24 protein-coding genes and 2 pseudogenes are annotated in these 18,088 nt (G+C 55.5%); 22 read left to right on the top strand and 4 right to left on the bottom strand.

The window, feature by feature from the left end:
* Positions 1-33: 33 nt before the first annotated feature.
* On the bottom strand, positions 34-264 hold the full coding sequence (locus tag CAP31_RS00185) for a zinc ribbon domain-containing protein (protein ID WP_087445681.1): 231 nt from the start codon (positions 262-264) through the stop codon (positions 34-36).
* A 364-nt stretch (positions 265-628) separates the two neighbouring features.
* Here CAP31_RS00185 and nifA point away from each other — a divergent pair, with 364 nt between their 5' ends.
* From nifA to CAP31_RS00170, 3 genes and pseudogenes are all read left to right on the top strand, one after another.
* Complete coding sequence (gene nifA, locus CAP31_RS00180; RefSeq protein WP_087445680.1) at positions 629-2,254, top strand: nif-specific transcriptional activator NifA; 1,626 nt, start codon at positions 629-631, stop codon at positions 2,252-2,254.
* A 32-nt stretch (positions 2,255-2,286) separates the two neighbouring features.
* The gene (locus tag CAP31_RS00175; RefSeq protein WP_087445679.1) at positions 2,287-2,724 is read left to right on the top strand and encodes a hypothetical protein; all 438 of its coding nucleotides are present in this window, start codon (positions 2,287-2,289) and stop codon (positions 2,722-2,724) included.
* 105 nt (positions 2,725-2,829) lie between these two features.
* A pseudogene (locus CAP31_RS00170) lies at positions 2,830-4,055 on the top strand (IS256 family transposase).
* A 53-nt stretch (positions 4,056-4,108) separates the two neighbouring features.
* Here CAP31_RS00170 and CAP31_RS00165 read toward each other — a convergent pair.
* Positions 4,109-4,369 carry a transposase gene (locus tag CAP31_RS00165; RefSeq protein WP_087445678.1) on the bottom strand — a complete coding sequence of 87 codons (261 nt, stop codon included), beginning with the start codon at positions 4,367-4,369 and terminating at the stop codon, positions 4,109-4,111.
* Positions 4,370-4,578: 209 nt separating this feature from the next.
* Here CAP31_RS00165 and CAP31_RS00160 point away from each other — a divergent pair, with 209 nt between their 5' ends.
* The 18 genes and pseudogenes from CAP31_RS00160 (at position 4,579) to CAP31_RS00080 (ending at position 15,571) form a co-directional block, all read left to right on the top strand.
* The gene (locus CAP31_RS00160) at positions 4,579-5,850 is read left to right on the top strand and encodes an ATP-binding protein (protein WP_087445677.1); all 1,272 of its coding nucleotides are present in this window, start codon (positions 4,579-4,581) and stop codon (positions 5,848-5,850) included.
* 239 nt (positions 5,851-6,089) lie between these two features.
* The gene (locus CAP31_RS14880; RefSeq protein WP_189836623.1) at positions 6,090-6,278 is read left to right on the top strand and encodes a hypothetical protein; all 189 of its coding nucleotides are present in this window, start codon (positions 6,090-6,092) and stop codon (positions 6,276-6,278) included.
* A gap of 29 nt (positions 6,279-6,307) precedes the next feature.
* On the top strand, positions 6,308-6,703 hold the full coding sequence (locus tag CAP31_RS00150) for a phage holin family protein (RefSeq protein ID WP_087445676.1): 396 nt from the start codon (positions 6,308-6,310) through the stop codon (positions 6,701-6,703).
* 263 nt (positions 6,704-6,966) lie between these two features.
* Positions 6,967-8,085, top strand: a pseudogene (gene nifB / locus CAP31_RS00145) (nitrogenase cofactor biosynthesis protein NifB); the annotation flags it as partial.
* A gap of 113 nt (positions 8,086-8,198) precedes the next feature.
* Positions 8,199-8,528, top strand: a complete 330-nt coding sequence (locus CAP31_RS14920) for a NifB/NifX family molybdenum-iron cluster-binding protein (RefSeq protein ID WP_255377118.1) — start codon at positions 8,199-8,201, stop codon at positions 8,526-8,528.
* A 28-nt stretch (positions 8,529-8,556) separates the two neighbouring features.
* Positions 8,557-8,781 carry a 4Fe-4S binding protein gene (locus tag CAP31_RS00140; RefSeq protein ID WP_087445675.1) on the top strand — a complete coding sequence of 75 codons (225 nt, stop codon included), beginning with the start codon at positions 8,557-8,559 and terminating at the stop codon, positions 8,779-8,781.
* A 24-nt stretch (positions 8,782-8,805) separates the two neighbouring features.
* Entirely contained in the window at positions 8,806-9,177 is a 372-nt protein-coding gene (locus tag CAP31_RS00135; RefSeq protein WP_087445674.1) for an iron-sulfur cluster assembly accessory protein, read from the top strand.
* 10 nt (positions 9,178-9,187) lie between these two features.
* Positions 9,188-9,775 carry a hypothetical protein gene (locus tag CAP31_RS00130; RefSeq protein ID WP_223247306.1) on the top strand — a complete coding sequence of 196 codons (588 nt, stop codon included), beginning with the start codon at positions 9,188-9,190 and terminating at the stop codon, positions 9,773-9,775.
* A complete protein-coding gene (locus CAP31_RS00125; RefSeq protein ID WP_223247305.1) occupies positions 9,759-10,565 on the top strand; it encodes a 4Fe4S-binding leucine-rich repeat protein in 807 nt (268 codons plus the stop codon). Before CAP31_RS00130 ends, CAP31_RS00125 begins: the two co-directional genes overlap by 17 nt.
* Positions 10,562-10,864 carry a nitrogen fixation protein NifZ gene (locus CAP31_RS00120; protein ID WP_087445673.1) on the top strand — a complete coding sequence of 101 codons (303 nt, stop codon included), beginning with the start codon at positions 10,562-10,564 and terminating at the stop codon, positions 10,862-10,864. The genes CAP31_RS00125 and CAP31_RS00120 overlap by 4 nt, the downstream gene beginning before the upstream one ends.
* Before the next feature lie 11 nt (positions 10,865-10,875).
* The gene (locus CAP31_RS00115) at positions 10,876-11,127 is read left to right on the top strand and encodes a nitrogen fixation protein NifZ (RefSeq protein ID WP_087445672.1); all 252 of its coding nucleotides are present in this window, start codon (positions 10,876-10,878) and stop codon (positions 11,125-11,127) included.
* Positions 11,128-11,143: 16 nt separating this feature from the next.
* On the top strand, positions 11,144-11,542 hold the full coding sequence (locus tag CAP31_RS00110; RefSeq protein WP_087445671.1) for a DUF3024 domain-containing protein: 399 nt from the start codon (positions 11,144-11,146) through the stop codon (positions 11,540-11,542).
* Positions 11,539-12,690, top strand: coding sequence for a cysteine desulfurase family protein (locus tag CAP31_RS00105; protein ID WP_087445670.1), 1,152 nt, complete (start codon positions 11,539-11,541; stop codon positions 12,688-12,690). Before CAP31_RS00110 ends, CAP31_RS00105 begins: the two co-directional genes overlap by 4 nt.
* Before the next feature lie 31 nt (positions 12,691-12,721).
* The gene (gene nifT / locus CAP31_RS00100; RefSeq protein WP_087445669.1) at positions 12,722-12,931 is read left to right on the top strand and encodes a putative nitrogen fixation protein NifT; all 210 of its coding nucleotides are present in this window, start codon (positions 12,722-12,724) and stop codon (positions 12,929-12,931) included.
* Positions 12,924-13,196: a DUF6129 family protein gene (locus CAP31_RS00095; RefSeq protein ID WP_087445668.1), complete on the top strand. Its 273-nt coding sequence runs from the start codon at positions 12,924-12,926 to the stop codon at positions 13,194-13,196. Before nifT ends, CAP31_RS00095 begins: the two co-directional genes overlap by 8 nt.
* Positions 13,197-13,217: 21 nt before the next feature.
* The gene (locus CAP31_RS00090) at positions 13,218-14,366 is read left to right on the top strand and encodes a DegT/DnrJ/EryC1/StrS aminotransferase family protein (RefSeq protein WP_087445667.1); all 1,149 of its coding nucleotides are present in this window, start codon (positions 13,218-13,220) and stop codon (positions 14,364-14,366) included.
* A 28-nt stretch (positions 14,367-14,394) separates the two neighbouring features.
* Complete coding sequence (locus tag CAP31_RS00085) at positions 14,395-15,246, top strand: SIR2 family protein (protein WP_087445666.1); 852 nt, start codon at positions 14,395-14,397, stop codon at positions 15,244-15,246.
* A 28-nt stretch (positions 15,247-15,274) separates the two neighbouring features.
* On the top strand, positions 15,275-15,571 hold the full coding sequence (locus tag CAP31_RS00080; RefSeq protein ID WP_087445665.1) for a 2Fe-2S iron-sulfur cluster-binding protein: 297 nt from the start codon (positions 15,275-15,277) through the stop codon (positions 15,569-15,571).
* Positions 15,572-15,628: 57 nt separating this feature from the next.
* Here CAP31_RS00080 and CAP31_RS00075 read toward each other — a convergent pair whose 3' ends face one another.
* Positions 15,629-15,919: a LysR family transcriptional regulator gene (locus CAP31_RS00075; protein WP_087448181.1), complete on the bottom strand. Its 291-nt coding sequence runs from the start codon at positions 15,917-15,919 to the stop codon at positions 15,629-15,631.
* A 131-nt stretch (positions 15,920-16,050) separates the two neighbouring features.
* On the opposite strand from CAP31_RS00075, the gene CAP31_RS00070 reads away from it, so the two are divergent.
* The gene (locus CAP31_RS00070; protein ID WP_087448180.1) at positions 16,051-16,671 is read left to right on the top strand and encodes a DsrE/DsrF/DrsH-like family protein; all 621 of its coding nucleotides are present in this window, start codon (positions 16,051-16,053) and stop codon (positions 16,669-16,671) included.
* Between the two features lie 76 nt (positions 16,672-16,747).
* Here CAP31_RS00070 and CAP31_RS00065 read toward each other — a convergent pair whose 3' ends face one another.
* The gene (locus CAP31_RS00065) at positions 16,748-18,001 is read right to left on the bottom strand and encodes a D-amino acid dehydrogenase (RefSeq protein WP_087445664.1); all 1,254 of its coding nucleotides are present in this window, start codon (positions 17,999-18,001) and stop codon (positions 16,748-16,750) included.
* Positions 18,002-18,088 lie beyond the last annotated feature (87 nt).

Raw genomic sequence — 18,088 nt, 5'->3', positions numbered from 1 at the left:
GTGCAGACTACGTGCCCGCCGGTGCCTGCGACATCAATTGCGCGGTATTTCCGAAGGCTTGTAGTTGCTGAAATGGCCTTCGCGGGCGGCCTGGCTGCGTACGCGTTTGCGCAGGACATCGATCTTGCTCTTGGGTGCCGGCATCGACACGAGTTTTTCCAGTTGCAGGCTGCCGCACTGTGGACAAGCGAACACGGTGGTTGATCTGACCAGAAGTTCGAAAGTTTTGTCGCAATTATTACAGCGATAATCGTAGATAGGCATACATCCTCCTGTAGGGTTACTTACAAAAATGCGCGTTATGGAAGGTATTAGCAAAATAAGTGCCTGATGAATTCCGGCACCTGGCTGCGGCTGTAAGCGAAATATGTATCCGGCGTGTCCGGCTGCGAATCGCGTCACAACGCGGTTATCGCAAATGATAAACGGGGAAACCCGGATCGCGGGGCGGTTGCCGATCCGGGTGCGATGCGTTACCGGTACGTTTTTTGCATGAAATACGTTTACAGGAAAATTATTGCGTCCGTCATCCCGGCAATTTAACGATCTTATTATCTCAATATCAAAAATATAGGGGAACAAGGGTTTGTATTTTAACCGTAGCCAGTATTGATTTTTGGAGAGCCAAATGGCTAAAACAGCAGAGCAGAGCAGGAGCCTGGAGCTGGTCACCATTTATGAAGTTGGCAAAATCTTGAGCTCGTCGCTCAACCTGCCGAAAACCTTTCGCGAGGTGTTGAACCTGTTGTCCGTTAATCTGGACTCGCGACGCGGCATGATCAGTTTGTTACAGGCGTCAGGCGAGTTGCACCTGGTTGGTGCCAGTGGCTTGTCGGCAGAAGAGTTCAAGCGCGGGCGGTTCCAGTCAGGTGAAGGTGTGACCGGACGCATATTGCAAACCGGCATACCGGTAGTCGTGCACGATATTGCCAAGGAACCGCTGTTTCTCAACCGTACCGGTTCGCTGGATGAGATCGCGGAGCAGCCCATCGCCTTTATCGGCGTACCGATAAAGCATGGCACCGAAACCATCGGCGTATTGAGCATAGACCGTGTGGCGGAAGGACGCAGCGGCAAATTCCAGAATGATGTGCTGTTGCTGACGATGGTCGCCAACCTGATCGGCCAGACCGTGCGCTTGCATCAGAGCGTCACTGCCGAGCGCACCCTGCTCATGCAGGAACAGCGGCGCCTAAAAAGCGAATTGCACGGCAAATACAGCCTGGACAATGTGGTCGGTTATTCCAAGCCCATGCAGGAGGTGTTCGCGCAGGCGCACATGGCTGCACCGGGGCACGCCACCGTGCTGTTGCGTGGCGAAAGCGGCACCGGCAAGGAAGTCATCGCCCGCGGCATCCATTTTCTCAGCTCGCGCAAGAACGGCCCGTTCATCAAGGTCAATTGCGCCGCATTGACCGAAACTCTGCTGGAATCCGAATTGTTCGGCCACGAAAAGGGCGCGTTTACCGGCGCGCAGGCCGAGCGTAAGGGCCGCTTCGAGCAGGCGCACGGCGGCACCCTGTTCCTGGACGAGATCGGCGATATTTCCCCGGCGTTCCAGGCCAAACTGTTACGCGTGCTGCAGGAGCGCGAATTCGAACGCGTTGGCGGCAATCGTTCCATTAAAGTCGATGTGCGCCTGATTACTGCCACCAACAGGAATCTGGAGCAAGCCGTCACCAAGGGCGAGTTTCGCGCCGATCTGTATTACCGCATCAACGTGGTCAGCATTTTCCTGCCGCCACTACGTGACCGACGCGAAGACATTCCCTATCTGGTGGAGCGTTTCCTCAGTAAATTCAATCTGGAAAACAAGCGCAAGCTGACCTTGTCGGCGGAATCCATGCAGGTGCTGGTCAACTGCTATTGGCCGGGCAATGTGCGCGAGCTGGAAAATTGCGTCGAGCGCACTGCAACCATGACGCGAACCAACGTCATCCGGGAATTCGACTTTCCCTGTCAGCATGCCAAATGCCTTACCCAGATGCTGCACGGTGACACCATCCCCGTCACCGTGATTCAGCCAGCTCACGTCGAGAAGCCGCCTGCGGCGGCAGAGAGCAACCAGCGCGAGCACGTCGCGCCATCAGCCGTTGAACACCCCGCCCCACCCTCCACCGAGCGCGAACGGCTGATCTGGGCGCTGGAACAGTGCGGCTGGGTACAGGCCAAAGCCGCCCGATTGCTTAATATCTCGCCACGGCAGATGGGTTACGCATTGCTGAAATACAACATTGAGGTGAAAAAATTTTGATAGTCAGAGAGAAAGCAGACAAAGGATAGTCAATGGAGAGTGCCAATATTTTCGATCGTAATCGTGTGATCCTGTGCCACTTCGACAGCTACAGCGCCGCCTCGGTGTTTGCGCGCTACGGCACCAGCGTACTGGCGCCCACCCCGTTGCCGGAAGAAGCCAGCGCGATGGCTGCACCAGCAGAAACCAGTGAACAGCATGATGCCGATACCGTGATGGCGGCCATGACCGCGCAGTATGGTTATTCCCCGACCGTATTGACGCATGCCGATGGGTTTCAGGAATGGATGGACAGTCCCACCGGCCCGATTCGCATTCATTTGCTGCGTTTTACTACGCTGGATGCACCCAAGGCCGCACTGGAACCCAATGGCGGCGTGTTCAAACCCATCAGTGAAATGCGCGGTACCCCGATTCAGGAGCTTAACCTGCTGCGCCGAGCGTTTGATCTGGTGATGAGTGGTGGCTGAAATGCCGTGGCATTCACTGTGCGCGTATTCACGTTGGAGGGCGTAAGAAATTTTGTGTAAACGGTCATTAAGCAGGAAACTGCTACTACTTTGAAAGGAGTTGTAATGACCGCAGCAAAAGCACTACCCAATGACCTGATTGATAGCCTGTTATCGGGTTACCAGAAACCTGAAGACCTGATTGGCGAACACGGCCTGCTCAAGCAGCTGATCAAGGCGCTGGTTGAACGCGCCCTGGAAGCCGAGATGGAAGCCCATCTCGGCCATGGTAAACATGAAGCCGTCACCAACCCAGCCAAGAACCCCCGCAATGGCAAAAGCAGCAAGACGCTCAAAGGTGAATTCGGTGAACTGCCCATTGACATCCCCCGGGATCGCCACGGCAGCTTTGAGCCGCAACTGATCCCCAACATCAGCCGCGCTGGAGTGGCTTCGACGAGAAGATAGTGTCGCTGTATGCCCGTGGCATGACCGTACGGGAGATACAAAGCCACCTGGAAGAAATGTATAGTGCCGAAGTGTCGCCCAGCCTGATTTCATCCGTCACCGATGCCGTGTCTGACGAAGTGAAACTGTGGCAATCGCGGTCGCTGGATGCACTGTATCCGATCGTGTACATGGACTGCATCCATGTGAAGGTGCGCGATATGGGTGCCGTGCGCACCAAAGCCGTGTATCTGGCGCTCGGCATCAACCTGGCCGGCGAGAAGGAATTGCTGGGTATCTGGATCGCCCAGACCGAGGGTGCCAAGTTCTGGCTGCAGGTGGTGACCGAGCTGAAGAATCGCGGGGTACAGGACATCTTCATCGCCTGCGTGGATGGGTTGAAGGGTTTCCCTGAAGCCATCGAGACGATCTACCCCAAGACTGCCGTGCAGCTTTGCATCGTACACATGGTGCGTTACAGCTTGAACTACGTCTCGTGGAAACTGCGCAAGGAAGTCGCTGATGCGCTGCGTGCCGTGTACACGTCAGCCACTGTCGAAGAGGCCGAACAGCGGCTGGATGAATTCGAGCAGCAATGGGGTGCAGATTACCCGTCTATCGTCCGATCCTGGCGCAGTAACTGGGCACGCATCATCCCGTTCTTCGACTACCCGCCCGAGATCAGGAAAGTGATCTATACCACCAATGCCATTGAGTCGGTAAACATGAGTCTACGCAAAATCACCAAGAACCGGGGCGCGTTCCCCAGTGATAAAGCCCTGCTAAAATTGTTCTATCTGGCGCTGCTCAACATCAGCAAAAAATGGACGATGCCGATCCGTGATTGGAACGCAGCATTAAACCGGTTTAATATTCAGTTCGAAGACCGGCTGCCGCAACAATAGCGAAATCCCGTTTACACAAAATTTAGGACACCCTCTAGATGATATGGACGAGCTTACGCATGGCTGCCCCAATGACCGCCTTCGGCACCAAGCCGTTGGCTTCCATTCTTTCCCCAAACGCCTGTAGCACCGTGTGTGTGACGTAACGCCACCATGCCTGGCATATACAAGGCTTTCCTCAAGTCCGCATGGCCGGTTCTGGAAATCATGGTGCGACCCTTGACTGAACTACCGGATTGCCGCTGACGTGGCGATACGCCGATGAAGGCTGCCAGTGCCTTGCCGTTGGCAATGCGTAAACTCGTCCATATCATCTATGGTGTGGTGAAGTCAGGCAGGCCGTTTGATGCCAATTTCGTTCACAGCAGGCTTGCTATTCAAGACGGTATCTGACCCCGAAGTTCTACCTGGTTGAAAAAGATTATTGGCTCATGCACATTCTCGCTCGCTATAATCCCAAAATAAAATAACAATAATCCCAATTAGGCTATACTTAAATCCCAAATAGACGAGGCGGCCAAGCATGCTTGAAACTGAAGCAACATCAATCTATCCCAGATACATCCAGTCACGCGTGACGGCTGCGCTGGCTGACACGCCAGTCGTGTTGTTGAGCGGCCCGCGCCAGGCGGGTAAAACCACCTTGGTGCGGCAGTTGGCTGGGAGTGAGCGGCGTTACCTCACGCTTGACGATGAGCTCACACGACTTGCAGCGCAGGAAGATCCGGTTGGGGTGATTCGCAGTCTTGATAGTGCCGTAATAGACGAAGTACAGCGCGCACCCAACTTGCTCTTGGCAATAAAAAAAGCGGTCGACGAAGATCGCCGTGCGGGTCGATTCTTGCTCACCGGCTCGGCTAATCTAATGGCTTTGCCCAGTATTGCCGACTCGCTCGCAGGGCGAATGGAAACCTTGGTGTTGCTGCCTCTCGCGCAGTGCGAGATCACCGCCAATCCTGAATCTTCACGCACATGGCTAGACACTTTATTTGCCGATGGCATATTGGCGGCAACACAGCCTGCGGTGGGCGAGGCGCTGGTAGATAAAGTGATTCGAGGCGGCTATCCCGAAGCGTTATCGCGTAAGGATAATCGTCGCCGCAGAACCTGGGCAAAACAATACATCGACTCGCTAATCCAGCGCGACATCAAAGACATCGCCAGCATCGACAAACTCGATCAGGTGCCCCGTCTGATGCGCGCCTTGGCGCACACTGCAGGGCGGCTTTGCAACTATAGCCAGCTGGGCGGACAAGTCGGCATCGACCATAAGACTGCCAGCAAATACATTGCCATCTTCGAGCAAATGTATTTGATGCAGCGGCTGCAGCCGTGGTCGAGGAACCGGCTATCGCGTTTGGTTAAAACCCCCAAGCTGCAATTTAATGATTCTGGCCTGTTGAGCGTGTTGTTGGATTTTTCCGATCCGATGCGCCAACGCAATCTGTTTGGTCAATTGCTGGAAAGCTACGTGTACGCCGAGCTACGCAAACAAATCACCTGGTCAGAAGGTGAATATGGACTTTTCTACTACCGCGACAAAGACCATTACGAAGTCGATTTCGTCGTGGAGAATGCCTCGGGGGGAATTATCGGCATCGAAGTTAAAGCCGCCGCCAGTGTCTCCTTGAGCGACCTCGCCGGATTAAAGCGGCTGGCCAGCGTTGCGCCCCAGAATTTCAAAGCAGGCATCATCCTTTATGATGGAACCGAAACGCTGCCCCTCGGCCGAGCCAATGACCGTCCGTTGTGGGCGATGCCCATTGCCACCCTCGCTAGCAGTCGGAAAATGTAATCAAGCGATGAATAAATCCAAACTCAAGACCTAAGCCCCGTAAGCCCCGTAAGCCCGCAAGGACTTTATCGCTGCCGTTACCGCCCGCGCCAACTTGCTCGGCTTGTCGGAAGCCGGTGGCACGCTCGAAGTTGCACCTGGCGAAAAAAAAGGCGACATCGCCATCGTCGCTGATCGGGAATGGCCAGTTAAGGTGTATGAGCAACGCGACCGCCTGATCAAGCACATCAAGACGGTGGATGCCGTCGCCTACACCTGGTCGCTTTGCCACGCTGCGCTACATGGAAATCCACGACTATCTGGATCATGGCCATCGCCATCGCGTAGAAATAGGGGGCTTCCACACACTGCCGTTACTGTCTTTAACGAGCAGCTGTTTGGAACAGAACCGTCTGTTCGCTGTCTCCATTGATCTGTATGATGAATAACCATCAACGGTTTTCGCAAAGGTTCCGCTATGCTAAATAATCTGACGCCATTTTTCCTGCACTGGGGCATTATGGCGCTGTCGCTGTGGGTGGCCAGCTATGTATTCAGCGACATCAAATTCGCAAATGCCTCCTCGCTCATCATCTCCGCATTGCTGCTCGGTTTTGCGAATGCCATTATCAAGCCGTTGCTGATTATTCTGACGCTGCCGTTGACTCTGGTCACGTTCGGATTATTCCTGCTGGTGATCAATGCGCTGATGATTTTGCTGGTGTCGTCACTGGTGCGCGGTTTCAGCGTGTCCGGGTTCTGGACGGCGTTATTCGCCAGTATTTTTATCTCCATAATCAGTTTCCTGATTGGTTTATTCCTGATTGGCGGCGCGCCGCCGTTACAATTGTCGCATGACGGTGTGTGGATCTGAACGCACTCGCTGGCGTTGTACCAACCAGTTCAATCGGGGTTAATCCCGGCGTTTAATCGTGACATTTTATGTCAGTTTTGTTTGTCAGATTTGCGACAAATCCGCACATGCCATCTCCTTCCTGTCGCACTTGCTACATCTCAGAAATCCCTAAATTTTTCTGTAATTAACTGATTTAAATATAAAATATTTGTTGGCATGGTTCTGGCTAATAGGTTGCTCGTAAAGCTGTTTTTTCCGCAACTTTTAATCAGGGGCGATTCATGCATGCAAATTCGGAACATATCGGTATCGAGAAGGGCAAGCCACTAAAACAGTTGCTTGAGAAGATTGCCGACCACAAGGGTTGTGGTACGTCCAGCGATGGCGGCAAGGCGAGTTGCGGTTCGTCGGATGGTCCGGCGGACATGGCGCCGGAAGTATGGGAAAAGGTCAAGAACCATCCCTGCTACAGCGAAGAGGCGCATCACCATTACGCGCGTATGCACGTGGCGGTCGCGCCGGCCTGCAACATTCAGTGCAATTACTGCAACCGCAAATACGATTGCGCCAACGAATCGCGTCCGGGTGTGGTCAGCGAGAAGCTGACGCCTGAGCAGGCCTCGAAAAAAGTGCTGGCGGTAGCGTCTGCGATTCCGCAAATGACGGTGCTCGGCATTGCCGGCCCTGGCGACCCCCTGGCCAACCCCGCCAAAACTTTCAAAACATTTGAACTGATAGCCAAGACTGCGCCGGACATCAAGCTTTGCCTTTCCACTAATGGCCTGGCGCTGCCTGATCACGTCGATACCATCAAGTCGTTTAATGTCGATCACGTGACCATTACCATCAACATGGTAGATCCGGAAGTCGGACAGCATATTTATCCGTGGATTTACTACAAGAACAAACGCTACACCGGTATCGAGGCGGCGCGCATCCTGACCGAGCGTCAGTTGCTGGGTCTGGAAATGCTGACTGCTGCTGGTGTATTGGCCAAGATCAACTCGGTAATGATTCCGGGCATCAACGACAAGCATCTGGTGGAAGTGAACAAGGCGGTCAAATCGCGGGGCGCTTTCCTGCACAACATCATGCCGCTGATTTCGGCACCTGAGCATGGTACCGTTTTCGGCCTTAACGGCCAGCGCGGTCCCAGCGCGCAGGAGCTGAAAGCCTTGCAGGATGCATGTGAAGGCGACATGAACATGATGCGCCATTGCCGTCAGTGCCGTGCCGATGCAGTGGGTCTGCTGGGCGAAGACCGCAGTGCGGAATTCACCACCGAGAAAATCGACGAGATGAGCGAAGTGGTCTATGACGCCGCCACGCGCAAGGCCTATCAGGAGCTGGTGGAAGCCGAGCGTCTGGAAAAGGTTGCCGCCAAGGAAGCTGCGCTGGCAGACATGTCCGACGCAGAAGTGTCCGACATCAAGATCATGATCGCCGTCGCCACCAAGGGCAGGGTCGGGTCAACGAGCATTTCGGCCACGCGACCGAGTTCCAGATTTACGAAGTGGGTTCGGCCGGTTCCAAGTTTGTCGGTCACCGTCGCGTCGATCTGTATTGCCAGGGTGGCTTCGGCGAGGAAGAAACCTTGCCATCGGTGGTACGCGCGATCAATGACTGTCACGCGGTGTTTGTCGCCAAGATCGGCGGCTGCCCGCGCGACGAGTTGAAGGCGGCAGGTATCGACCCGGTCGATCGTTTCGCGCACGAGTTTATCGAGGAGTCGGCGATCACCTACTTCAAGGAATACCTGGCCAAGGTGCGCAGTCACGAGATTATGCATGAAGTGCGCGGCGATGCGGACATCCGTCAGGGCGCCTATATCTCTGCCGCCTAGTTGCTGAATTTATATTTAAGGAAAAATCATGGCTTACAAAATCGTAGCTTCCCAGTGCACCGGTTGTTCCGCGTGCGAACCCGAGTGCCCTAACGTCGCTATCCGCGAAAAGAACGGCGTGTTCATTATCGATCCGAAAAAATGCACTGAATGTCTCGGTCATTTTGATGAACCGCAGTGTGTAGCGGTGTGTCCGGTCGATCTGACTTGCGTTATCGACAACGCCTTTCCACGTTACGTAGCGCCTGCCTGAAGTCGTCTTAAGAGGAGTTTTGCAATGAATATCACTATCACCCCCAAGGCCGAAAAATTCATGCGCCGTATCGTTCGCTTCGGCGGCGGCCCGGCCGATTCAGGTTTCCGGCTTACGGTTACGGCCGGTGGCTGTTCCGGTCTGGCTTCCGAGTTTTCGGCAGAAGCTGCGCCCAAGGATGGCGATGCGACGCTGGACTGGAACGGTCTCAAGGTGTTCTTGTCGGCGGAAAGCCGTTTATTGCTGGATGGCGTCACCATCGATTTTGTCGATACCACGCTGGAATCCGGGTTGAGTTTCATCAACCCGAATGCCGCATCCTGCGGTTGCAGCTCGGCTGAATCCGCCAAGCCCGCCCAGACTACTGTCAGCATCGCTGACATCAAGCGCACCTGAGCGTATCGCCATGCCACCCGCCGCCTCCAGCCAGTATTCCGCAACACCGGCACTGCCGTCAAGTGGCGGTGATGCTGCGCTGGCGGATTTCGACGACTGGCTGGGCAGCGCCTGTCTCGGCGGCGCGTTACCTCCGGCAGTAGCGGCTGATTTGCAAAGTGCGGCAGCGGCTTACCATCTGGATGAGGTCGCCGAAAGCTATCTGACGCAGGCTTATGCCCGCGCTCCGGAGCATCCGGCGGTGCATATCGCGCTCTACCGTTTCTATTTCTATAAAAACCGTTTGAGCGAGGCACTGGCCGTGGCGCAACGTTGCCTGATTAAGACAGCGGTCGATCTGGGTTTGCCGGTTGATTGGCGCGAAGTGGCTCTGGATCATGCTGTATTTGCAGAACATGCAGACAGTTACGCCCCCGCACCGCGATTTTATCTGTTCACCCTGAAAGGTTGCGCTTATCTGCATATGCGACTGGGCGATCTGGAGCAGGGGGCGGCACTGGTCGCCAAATTAATGGCGCTGGACCCGAGCAACAAACTGGGCGGCGCAGTGTTGCAAGGCATACTTGATCGAGTGGGGCTAAATGATGATGACGAATGACGTTGTTGAAGCTTTCGAAGCGCTCGACTGGCAGGCACAGCCGATAGATTGTGCAAGTTGCCCGCATTTTGTCATGAGCACGATTGGGAAATGCGAAGCGCAACATGCCTGCGTGTTTGATCGCTATGCGCTGCGCATAGACCGTTTCTTCCGCTGGAATGCGGACTTGGCCAAGGAATATCTCAAGCACCCGTATTTTGAAGTACGCGCCATTGCGGCGAAATACGTTGAAGTGTTTTATCTGCCGCAGCTGGTGGCTGATGAGGACGAGACAGTGCGCTGGAGTGCCGCACAACGCCTGACGCTAACGCAGTTAAGGTTGTTGTGTCAGGATCCGGATAGGGAAGTGCGTATCCGGGTTGCGACCCGACTGCCTGAAAATGAATTGAAAAGCATGATTCATGATGCTGATTATTATGTGCGGACTATCGTGGCGCGACGCATACCCATAGGTTTGCTGCCGTTGATGATCCATGATGCCGATCGTGAGGTGCGGGCGGAAGTCGCCAAGCGTATTGCACTGAGTGGTTTGCGACAGATGGCGTCAGACCCCGAAGTGCAGGTGCGGCTGGTGGTGGTGCGGCGCTTGCCGGCAGCACAATTAAGCATGTTTCTGCGTGATGCAGACTGGCGCGTGCGTTACGAAGTGGCGCAGCGTATCGATGAGCGACAGCTCCAGGCGTTGCTGATGGATGAGGATGAGGCAGTGCGCGAAATCGCGCAGGCTCGTCAGCGTATAGCCGTGCCGATATCGGCCAAGAAATTAATTCAATGTGGAGCGCCGCTATGAAAATCAGTCGTGATGACAGCATAGTCGAATTAAGCGGGCCGCCCGATTTCAATTACGGGCAGAAAGTCAGAAGTCTGAAAACCGTGCGCAATGACGGCACTTTTCAAGGCAGAGAAATCGGCGACATACTCGTCAACAAGGGCGATATCGGTTATGTCACCAGCATAGGCACTTTCTTGCAGCAGTTCTATATCTATGCGGTTGAGTTTGTCGAACATGGCTACCGTGTCGGCATGCGCGGCAAGGAACTGGCGGCTATGGAGGAAATGAAGCCACATGATCAGGAAGTCCAGGTTTAAGGGAGAACATCATGATAGAGCCCAGAGCAGCCAAATTTCAGTGGGGTCAGCGCGTAGTCGCCGGGATTGATCTGGTTAATGACGGTTCTTATCCGGAACGCGAAGCCAATGCGTTGCTCGTTGCCCAGGGCAGCATAGGGGAGGTGGTGCAAATCGGCCATCACGTTGATTCCGATACCCCCATCTATCTGGTGGAATTTGGAGAAGATGCGCGGAGCGGTTGCGTGGTCGGCTGCATGGAAGAAGAAATTCTGCCCGCCTGATGGTGCGGAGGTCGTCATGAGTAACCGACAGGTGGCAAGGCATACGAAGACAAAAAAGGTATCCAGGGCAAATTATCACGTGTCTGATGCGGCCAACCCGCATCCCAACGAATTCGATCTGCGCCGCATAACCCGCATGCTAGCGTTACGTGTGCGCTACCGTTATGTCGAACCGGAAGTGCAGGCGGTTGCCGGCGGTTACCGGATAGTCAGTCCGTGCTGTTCGCGCAACATCGATGTTAGTGGCGGCACGATAGACATCGCCCGGCTGGAATATGCCCATCCGGAAGGGCTGTGGCGGCTGTATCACAAGGATCACGGGCAGGACGTCTGGAAAATGTACGCGCTATCGCCGCTGCTGCACATGCTGATTTCGCAACTGAACGAGGACCCGTTACGGGTGTTCTGGCAATGAGCAGCGCCGCCCCGATCTATGTTGATAGCAACGCGACCACAGCGCTCGCGCCGGAGGTGCTGGCGGCGATGACAGCGTGCCTGGCCGAGTGTTACGGCAACCCGTCCAGCCTGCATCGTGTCGGGGCGCTGGCAAAGCAGATGGTGATGGACGCGCGCAGCAAGGTGGCTGCGCTGCTCGGCGCATCACCGGCAGAAATTGTGTTTACCAGCAGTGCTACCGAAAGTAATCATCTGGCGATACTCGGCGCGTTGGGCCGGGATGCGTCGCGGCGCCATGTGGTGACGACGGCGGTTGAGCATCCTGCCACGCGCTTGTTGCTGGCAAGGCTGGCGGGGCAGGGGGTGGCAGTAACCGAGCTCCCGGTTGACAGTGATGGCCTGCCTAATCTGGCCGCACTGCAGGCAGCGATCACACCACACACCGCACTGGTCAGCATGATGTGGGCGAATAACGAAACCGGCGCAGTGTTACCGGTGGCCGAGGCGGCGGCGATGACTGCCGCTCATGGTGTACTTTTTCACACCGATGCAGTGCAGGCGGTCGGCCGCATGCCTGTGGATATGCGCTACGTGCCGGCGGATTTGCTGTCATTGTCGGGTCACAAATTGCATGCAGCCAAGGGCATCGGTGTGCTTTTTATGCGTAAGGGCTGCAAGTTGCCGCCGCTGTTATGGGGGCATCAGGAACGCGGCCGGCGCGGCGGCACCGAGAATGTCGCAGCGATTGCCGGGTTGGGCGTGGCTGCCGAACTCGCGCTGGCACACATGGCGTCCGATAGCGCTTATGTGGCTGCATTGCGCAACCGGCTGGAACAGGGGCTGTTGCAGCAACTGCCCTTTGCCAGCGTCAACGGCAGCGGCGCGCAGCGTCTGGCGAATACCAGCAATATCGGTTTCGGCGAAATCGATGCCGAGATCACGCTGGACCGGCTCGACAAGGCGGGCATCTGCGCCTCCAGCGGCTCGGCGTGTACTGCGGGCGGCACCGAGCCATCACATGTTTTATTGGCGATGGGGCAATCGCGGGCCAAAGCACTGGCTGCGGTGCGGTTTTCGCTGAGCCGTTACAACACCGTGCTTGAGGTAGACCGCATCCTCAAGGTTTTGCCGGACATCGTGCGACCGCTGGCCGGAATGGTCGCGTAACGTAACAATTTAACTTTACTGGAATTTGAACATGAAAATCATGATCCGCAAGAATGCAGCAGGCGAGTTATCCGCCTACGTCCCCAAGAAGGATCTGGAAGAGCCGATTTCCATAATGGAAAAACCGGATATGTGGGGTGGCATGATTACGCTGGCGAATGGCTGGCAACTGGAGCTGCCGGAAATGGCGGCGGATACCCGATTGCCGATTACTGTTGATGCACGCAAAGTGAATGACTGACATGGCTATCTCGCTCGAACAAGTTGAAAACCTGACCGGCATGCTGGTGGCATTGCCGAGCGGGGAAAACCCCGTGCCGGCAGTGCGCGCCGGTTTTCCGGAGCTGTCGGTATCGCGCTGTTCGGCTGACGACATGCGCGATGAAGCTCCGTTCCGCTGCGTCGGTGATTACGACGTATTCCTGGTCGATACCAGCAGCCATTGCTGGCGCATTATCGACGAACCTGCTGTCGCGACCGGCGTGATACTCGCCGCGCGCAGCTAATCAAGCTGACAGAAAGCAATCATGGAAGACGACTGGATTCCGTTAACCGACCCCGATATCAGCACGCATGAACTGGCTGCTGTCGCCAATGTGCTGAAATCCTCGCGCCTGTCTGCGGGGCCGGTGGTGGAAAAATTTGAAGATGCCTTTGCCGAAAGCCTGGGGCGCAGTTATGCCGTTGCGGTATCCAGCGGCACCATAGGCTTGATGGTCAGCCTGCGAGCAATGGGCATTGGCCCTGGCGACGAAGTGATAGCCAGCGCTTACTCCTGGCATCAGATTGTGCATGCCATCGTGCTGGTCGGGGCCTCGCCGGTATTTGCCGATATCGACTACTGGTCGGGTACGTTGTCGGTAGAGAAGGCCGCAGCCAAAATCACGCCGCAAACTCGCGCTATCGTGGCCGGCAATACCAACGGTCACCCGGCAGCATGGGAGCCGTTTCGCGCACTGGCCGATGTGCACGGTATCAAGCTGATCGAAGATTCTACCGAGGCCATCGGTTCGCAATATAAAGGTCAGCTGGTCGGCACTTTCGGCGATGTGGCGATATTCGATTTTTCCCAGCCCTCGGCGCTGTGTTGCGGCGAGGGCGCGATGATCGTGACTGACGATCACGACCTCGCCAGTGAGTTACGCTACCACCGCAGCCGCGGTCTGGACGAACGCTTCTCCATCGCCATTGCCAGTCGGGTGCCGTTTCAGGCCTCCATCAGTGATATGACAGCGGCGCTCGGTCTGGCGCAACTCGACCGGCTGGATGAAATCCTGGCACGGCGCAAGCGGGTCGAAAGCTTTTACGAGGAACACATCCTTGCGTTTGAAGGCATCAAGCCGTCCTATGTCGCACCCGAAGTGGATGAAGTGCATTGGATGAGCTTTGTCGTTCACCTTGGCACCCGCTTCACGCGCAGCGGGCGCAACCAGATAGTCGACGATCTCGCTACTGAGCAGGTCGAAGTGCTGGCTTACTGCAACCCGCTGCATTTGCAGTATTTTTACAGCATGCTGGGACACAGGAAAGGCGATCTGTTCGTCACCGAAAAAGTAGCAGACCGTTCGCTGGCGCTGCCGTTCCATGCCCATCTGGACAGCGACACGGTGCATTTTATCGTCACTACCACCAAGGACTCATCAATCAACGTTGGTGCCGGAGCGGCGATTTACTGAAGCCCCATCAGCAATCGAGGATTTAGACATGACCATACAAACGACACTCCCCCCGCAATTGACCGACGGCCTGGTCGGCGGTCGCGTTATCCCTTATTTCGGGCCCGGCGTACTCGATCTGATTCCCGGCGGTGCACCGGTGCCATCCGCCCCCGAGGCACTGGCAGCGATACTGACATCCAAAGTCACCGTACCCCACAAGATCCGCAACCGGCTGACGGCAGCGGCGCAATTCATCGAGAACTTCAAGCACCGCAAAACCCTTACCACTTACATGGGTGAGGCGTTTGCGCCCAAGATGACGCCGTCGCCGCTGCATACCTACATTGCCTCGTTGACCAATCTGCCGCTGTGGGTTGATGCCTGGTACGACGACGCATCGCAAAATGCGCTGGCCGGGCGTAGCGACTGGGGGCAGGTACAAGGCTTGTCGCAGTCGGAACATTTCGGCACCTGGACCGGATATTACGATGCATTAGGCGTGCCGACTATCGAAGACAATGCCGCCGCCTGGAACACCATGCTCTACAAACCGATAGGCGGCGCACGTCCGGCGGCCAATTTCCTGGTGTCCGATACCGATTACGTCGAAGTGCTTACCGAGATCGACATCCAGACGCCGATTCCGCCCAAGGTGCAGGAAACCCGCACCGGCCGGCATTTTCTGTTCCTCGGCTGCCGTTTCAACGACCAGCTGCAGCGCACTTTCGCCCGTCAGGTGATGAAGCGTTCGTCGGATCACCACTGGGCAGTATTGCCGGGCGAACTGACCCGTAACGAACTGCGCTTTCTCGAAGAGCAAAATATTCAGCACATAGATATGCCGCTGCAGCAATTCGTCGCGTTGTTAACCGGCGAAAAGCTGGAAGTGCATTCGTAATTTACAATCTAAATCAGGAGTTCAAATCATGCCCATGTTAACCATACAACCCAGCGGAAAAATCGTAGAAGTCGAAGCCGGTAAAAGCCTGCTTGCCGCTATTCTTGCAGCCGGCGAATCGATAGCACATAAATGTGAAGGCAAAGCCGAATGCGGTTCATGCCACATCTATGTCAAGGAAGGCCGTAAAACCTTGTCCAAAACCCAGCGTCTGGAAAACGAAAAACTCGACAGCATCGTCGGCGTCAGTTCCAGTTCGCGCCTGGCTTGTCAGGCATTACTTGGCACTGAAAACGTGACGGTGGAATTGCTCAGTTTCGTTTAAGCCAAGTTACGGCTACCGGCAAGCCGGTAGCCGTTGATTTGGGCAAAGTGGAAATTCTTAGAAAGTACCTTTAGGTTGGCTATGCCCACTCGTTATCAGGGTTTCCGCCTCATCCAGCTCGGCCAGCACACGTACACAATAATCGTGATAATGCCGCCCTTCTTCCGTAGTGCACAGTTGTCTGGTAGAGCGGTTAAGCAGCCGAACGCCCAGCTGTTCTTCAAGGCGTTGTAATCGCTTGCTTACCACGGCGCTGGAAAATCCAAGCTCTCGCCCCGCAGCGGACAAGCTCCCGGCTTTCACCACGGCAACAAAAATAAGCAGATCAGTAATATTTTCAACCAGCATATATTTAACAAAAAAGAGAAAGTGAATCAATTATATAATCAATTATCAAGTTTTTGTTAATAGTGGATGATGACGTTTCTGCCAATCAGCATGCATGGCTTTGGCGCAATCCAATCAGAAAGGTGCATATTATGAATATCACATCATTAGCTATTGCAAACGAAACCGCTCAGTTTGAGCGGAACAGATTTAATCAGTGGTTCAAGGAAGAATTTGAAAAGGAGACCAATGTTCGTGCCGAGACTAAAACCCATACCTTGGCACTCATCGCAACCAAAGGTACGCTGGATTGGGCATACCCGCCTTTTATCCTGGCGTCCACTGCCTCAGCATTAGGCTGGGAAGTGTCTATATTTTTCAGTTTCTACGGTTTGGAATTGTTAAAGAAAGATTTGCGGTTAGGCGTTTCCCCGCTGGGGAACCCGGCCATGCCCATGAAAATGCCCATAGGACCGGACTGGTTCCGTGGAATCGACTGGAAAATTCCAAATGCAGTGATGGGGAACGTCCCTGGATTCGAGATGATGGCCAAATCCATGTTCAACAGCACCTTGAAGCAAAAAGGCGTTGCGAGTATTGAAGAATTGCGTTCAGCCTGTATTGAAGCCGAGGTAAAACTGGTGGCATGCCAGATGACGGTTGATTTATTCGGATACGAGAAAACTGATTTTGTGCCGGAAGTGGCTGAATGGGTAGGTGCAGCCAGCTTTCTCCCATTAGCTGCCAAAGCGGATATTTGTTTATATATTTAATGTTATTGCGGAATAAATCTGTCGTGATTTGGCAGGGCGGCTTGGCTAAAACCTGAAATTTATGGTGGCTGCGTGCTCAGCCATAACGTCCGATACCCAGATCGTCCACACGGATCGACGGGTCGCGCCGTGCGATCAGATCGGCAAGTATCTGCGCCGAGCCGCACGCCATGGTCCAGCCCAGGGTGCCGTGGCCGGTGTTGAGCCACAGGTTGGGGTGGCGGGTAGCGCCGATGATGGGCGTGCCGTCCGGCGTCATCGGGCGCAGCCCGGTCCAGAACGTCGCTTCGGGTATGTCGCCGCCGTGCGGGAACAGGTCGTGCATCACCATCTCCAGCGTGCGCCGACGTCGAGGGTTGAGGGTCAGGTTGAAGCCGGCCAGTTCGGCCATGCCGCCGATGCGGATACGCTGGTCGAAACGGGTGATGGCGATTTTGTAGGTTTCGTCCAGCACGGTGGAAACAGGCGCGGCGGGCGCGGCGGTGACCGAGGCGGTCAGCGAATAGCCTTTGACAGGGTAGACCGGGATGTCCAGGCCGACTTGCCGCAACAGGTTGCGCGAATAGCTGCCCAGCGCGACTACGTAATGATCGCCGGTTATGTGTTCGGCCCCCGCCGTTATGCCGGCAATACGGCCATGCTCGCTAATCAGGCCGGTGATCGGCAGGTTGTAGCGGAAGTTCACGCCCAGCGCTTGTGCTGCTTCCGCCAGCCGGCTGGTAAACAGCATGCAGTCGCCGGTTTCGTCGCCGGGCAGATGCAGTCCGCCGGTGAGTTTGTGGCTGACCGCAGCCAGTGCCGGTTCCACCCTCGCACAGTCGTTCGGGTTCAGCAACTGGTAGGGTACGCCCTGGCGTTCGAGCACAACGATATCCTTGCTCGCTGCGTCCAGTTGTTGCCGGGTACGGAAAACCTGCAGTGTCCCTAGCCTGCGTTCTTCGTAGGTGATGCCGGTTTGCATGCACAGGTCGTGCAAGCAATCGCGGCTGTATTCGGCCAGCCGCACCATGCGTTCCTTGTTGACGAGGTAGCGACTGAGCGTGCAATTCTGCAGCAACTGGCCCATCCATTGCAGTTGCCACAACGAGCCGTCGGGACGGATAGACAACGGTGCATGGCGCTGGGTCAGCCATTTAAGCGCTTTCAGGGGAATTCCCGGCGCAGCCCAGGGGGTCGAATAGCCCGGTGAAATCTGTCCTGCGTTGGCGAAACTGGTCTCCAGCCCCGGGCCCGGCTGACGGTCGATAACCGTTACCTGAAACCCGGCGCGAGCCAGATAATAAGCACTGGTTACACCGACTACTCCGCTCCCAAGGATAACGACATGCATCGTACATCTCCAGCTTCAGCCTATATGCAAAGTATATAGCGCATATGTGTCCGGTGCCCATTTCCGGCGATGTTTAACTGGCCGAAG

It is taken from the genome of Sulfuriferula sp. AH1, from assembly GCF_002162035.1.
In the GTDB taxonomy this organism is placed as follows: domain Bacteria; phylum Pseudomonadota; class Gammaproteobacteria; order Burkholderiales; family Sulfuriferulaceae; genus Sulfuriferula.
The sequence above is the reverse complement of the archived record's forward strand: the minus strand, read 5'-3'. Positions and strand labels throughout refer to the sequence as shown.

What these genes read in the sequence shown, in the direction of transcription:
- CAP31_RS00125 (WP_223247305.1), top strand. Translation starts at nt 9,759, where the DNA reads ATGATGATGACGAATGACGTTGTTGAAGCTTTCGAAGCGCTCGACTGG.
- CAP31_RS00135 (WP_087445674.1), top strand. Translation starts at nt 8,806, where the DNA reads ATGAATATCACTATCACCCCCAAGGCCGAAAAATTCATGCGCCGTATC.
- CAP31_RS00175 (WP_087445679.1), top strand. Translation starts at nt 2,287, where the DNA reads ATGGAGAGTGCCAATATTTTCGATCGTAATCGTGTGATCCTGTGCCAC.
- CAP31_RS00090 (WP_087445667.1), top strand. Translation starts at nt 13,218, where the DNA reads ATGGAAGACGACTGGATTCCGTTAACCGACCCCGATATCAGCACGCAT.
- CAP31_RS00165 (WP_087445678.1), bottom strand. Translation starts at nt 4,369, where the DNA reads ATGATATGGACGAGTTTACGCATTGCCAACGGCAAGGCACTGGCAGCC.
- nifA (WP_087445680.1), top strand. Translation starts at nt 629, where the DNA reads ATGGCTAAAACAGCAGAGCAGAGCAGGAGCCTGGAGCTGGTCACCATT.
- CAP31_RS00075 (WP_087448181.1), bottom strand. Translation starts at nt 15,919, where the DNA reads ATGCTGGTTGAAAATATTACTGATCTGCTTATTTTTGTTGCCGTGGTG.
- CAP31_RS00095 (WP_087445668.1), top strand. Translation starts at nt 12,924, where the DNA reads ATGACTGACATGGCTATCTCGCTCGAACAAGTTGAAAACCTGACCGGC.
- CAP31_RS00130 (WP_223247306.1), top strand. Translation starts at nt 9,188, where the DNA reads ATGCCACCCGCCGCCTCCAGCCAGTATTCCGCAACACCGGCACTGCCG.
- CAP31_RS00065 (WP_087445664.1), bottom strand. Translation starts at nt 18,001, where the DNA reads ATGCATGTCGTTATCCTTGGGAGCGGAGTAGTCGGTGTAACCAGTGCT.
- CAP31_RS00105 (WP_087445670.1), top strand. Translation starts at nt 11,539, where the DNA reads ATGAGCAGCGCCGCCCCGATCTATGTTGATAGCAACGCGACCACAGCG.
- CAP31_RS00085 (WP_087445666.1), top strand. Translation starts at nt 14,395, where the DNA reads ATGACCATACAAACGACACTCCCCCCGCAATTGACCGACGGCCTGGTC.
- CAP31_RS00115 (WP_087445672.1), top strand. Translation starts at nt 10,876, where the DNA reads ATGATAGAGCCCAGAGCAGCCAAATTTCAGTGGGGTCAGCGCGTAGTC.
- nifT (WP_087445669.1), top strand. Translation starts at nt 12,722, where the DNA reads ATGAAAATCATGATCCGCAAGAATGCAGCAGGCGAGTTATCCGCCTAC.
- CAP31_RS00080 (WP_087445665.1), top strand. Translation starts at nt 15,275, where the DNA reads ATGCCCATGTTAACCATACAACCCAGCGGAAAAATCGTAGAAGTCGAA.
- CAP31_RS00185 (WP_087445681.1), bottom strand. Translation starts at nt 264, where the DNA reads ATGCCTATCTACGATTATCGCTGTAATAATTGCGACAAAACTTTCGAA.
- CAP31_RS00150 (WP_087445676.1), top strand. Translation starts at nt 6,308, where the DNA reads ATGCTAAATAATCTGACGCCATTTTTCCTGCACTGGGGCATTATGGCG.
- CAP31_RS00120 (WP_087445673.1), top strand. Translation starts at nt 10,562, where the DNA reads ATGAAAATCAGTCGTGATGACAGCATAGTCGAATTAAGCGGGCCGCCC.
- CAP31_RS14880 (WP_189836623.1), top strand. Translation starts at nt 6,090, where the DNA reads ATGCCGTCGCCTACACCTGGTCGCTTTGCCACGCTGCGCTACATGGAA.
- CAP31_RS00070 (WP_087448180.1), top strand. Translation starts at nt 16,051, where the DNA reads ATGAATATCACATCATTAGCTATTGCAAACGAAACCGCTCAGTTTGAG.
- CAP31_RS00140 (WP_087445675.1), top strand. Translation starts at nt 8,557, where the DNA reads ATGGCTTACAAAATCGTAGCTTCCCAGTGCACCGGTTGTTCCGCGTGC.
- CAP31_RS00160 (WP_087445677.1), top strand. Translation starts at nt 4,579, where the DNA reads ATGCTTGAAACTGAAGCAACATCAATCTATCCCAGATACATCCAGTCA.
- CAP31_RS00110 (WP_087445671.1), top strand. Translation starts at nt 11,144, where the DNA reads ATGAGTAACCGACAGGTGGCAAGGCATACGAAGACAAAAAAGGTATCC.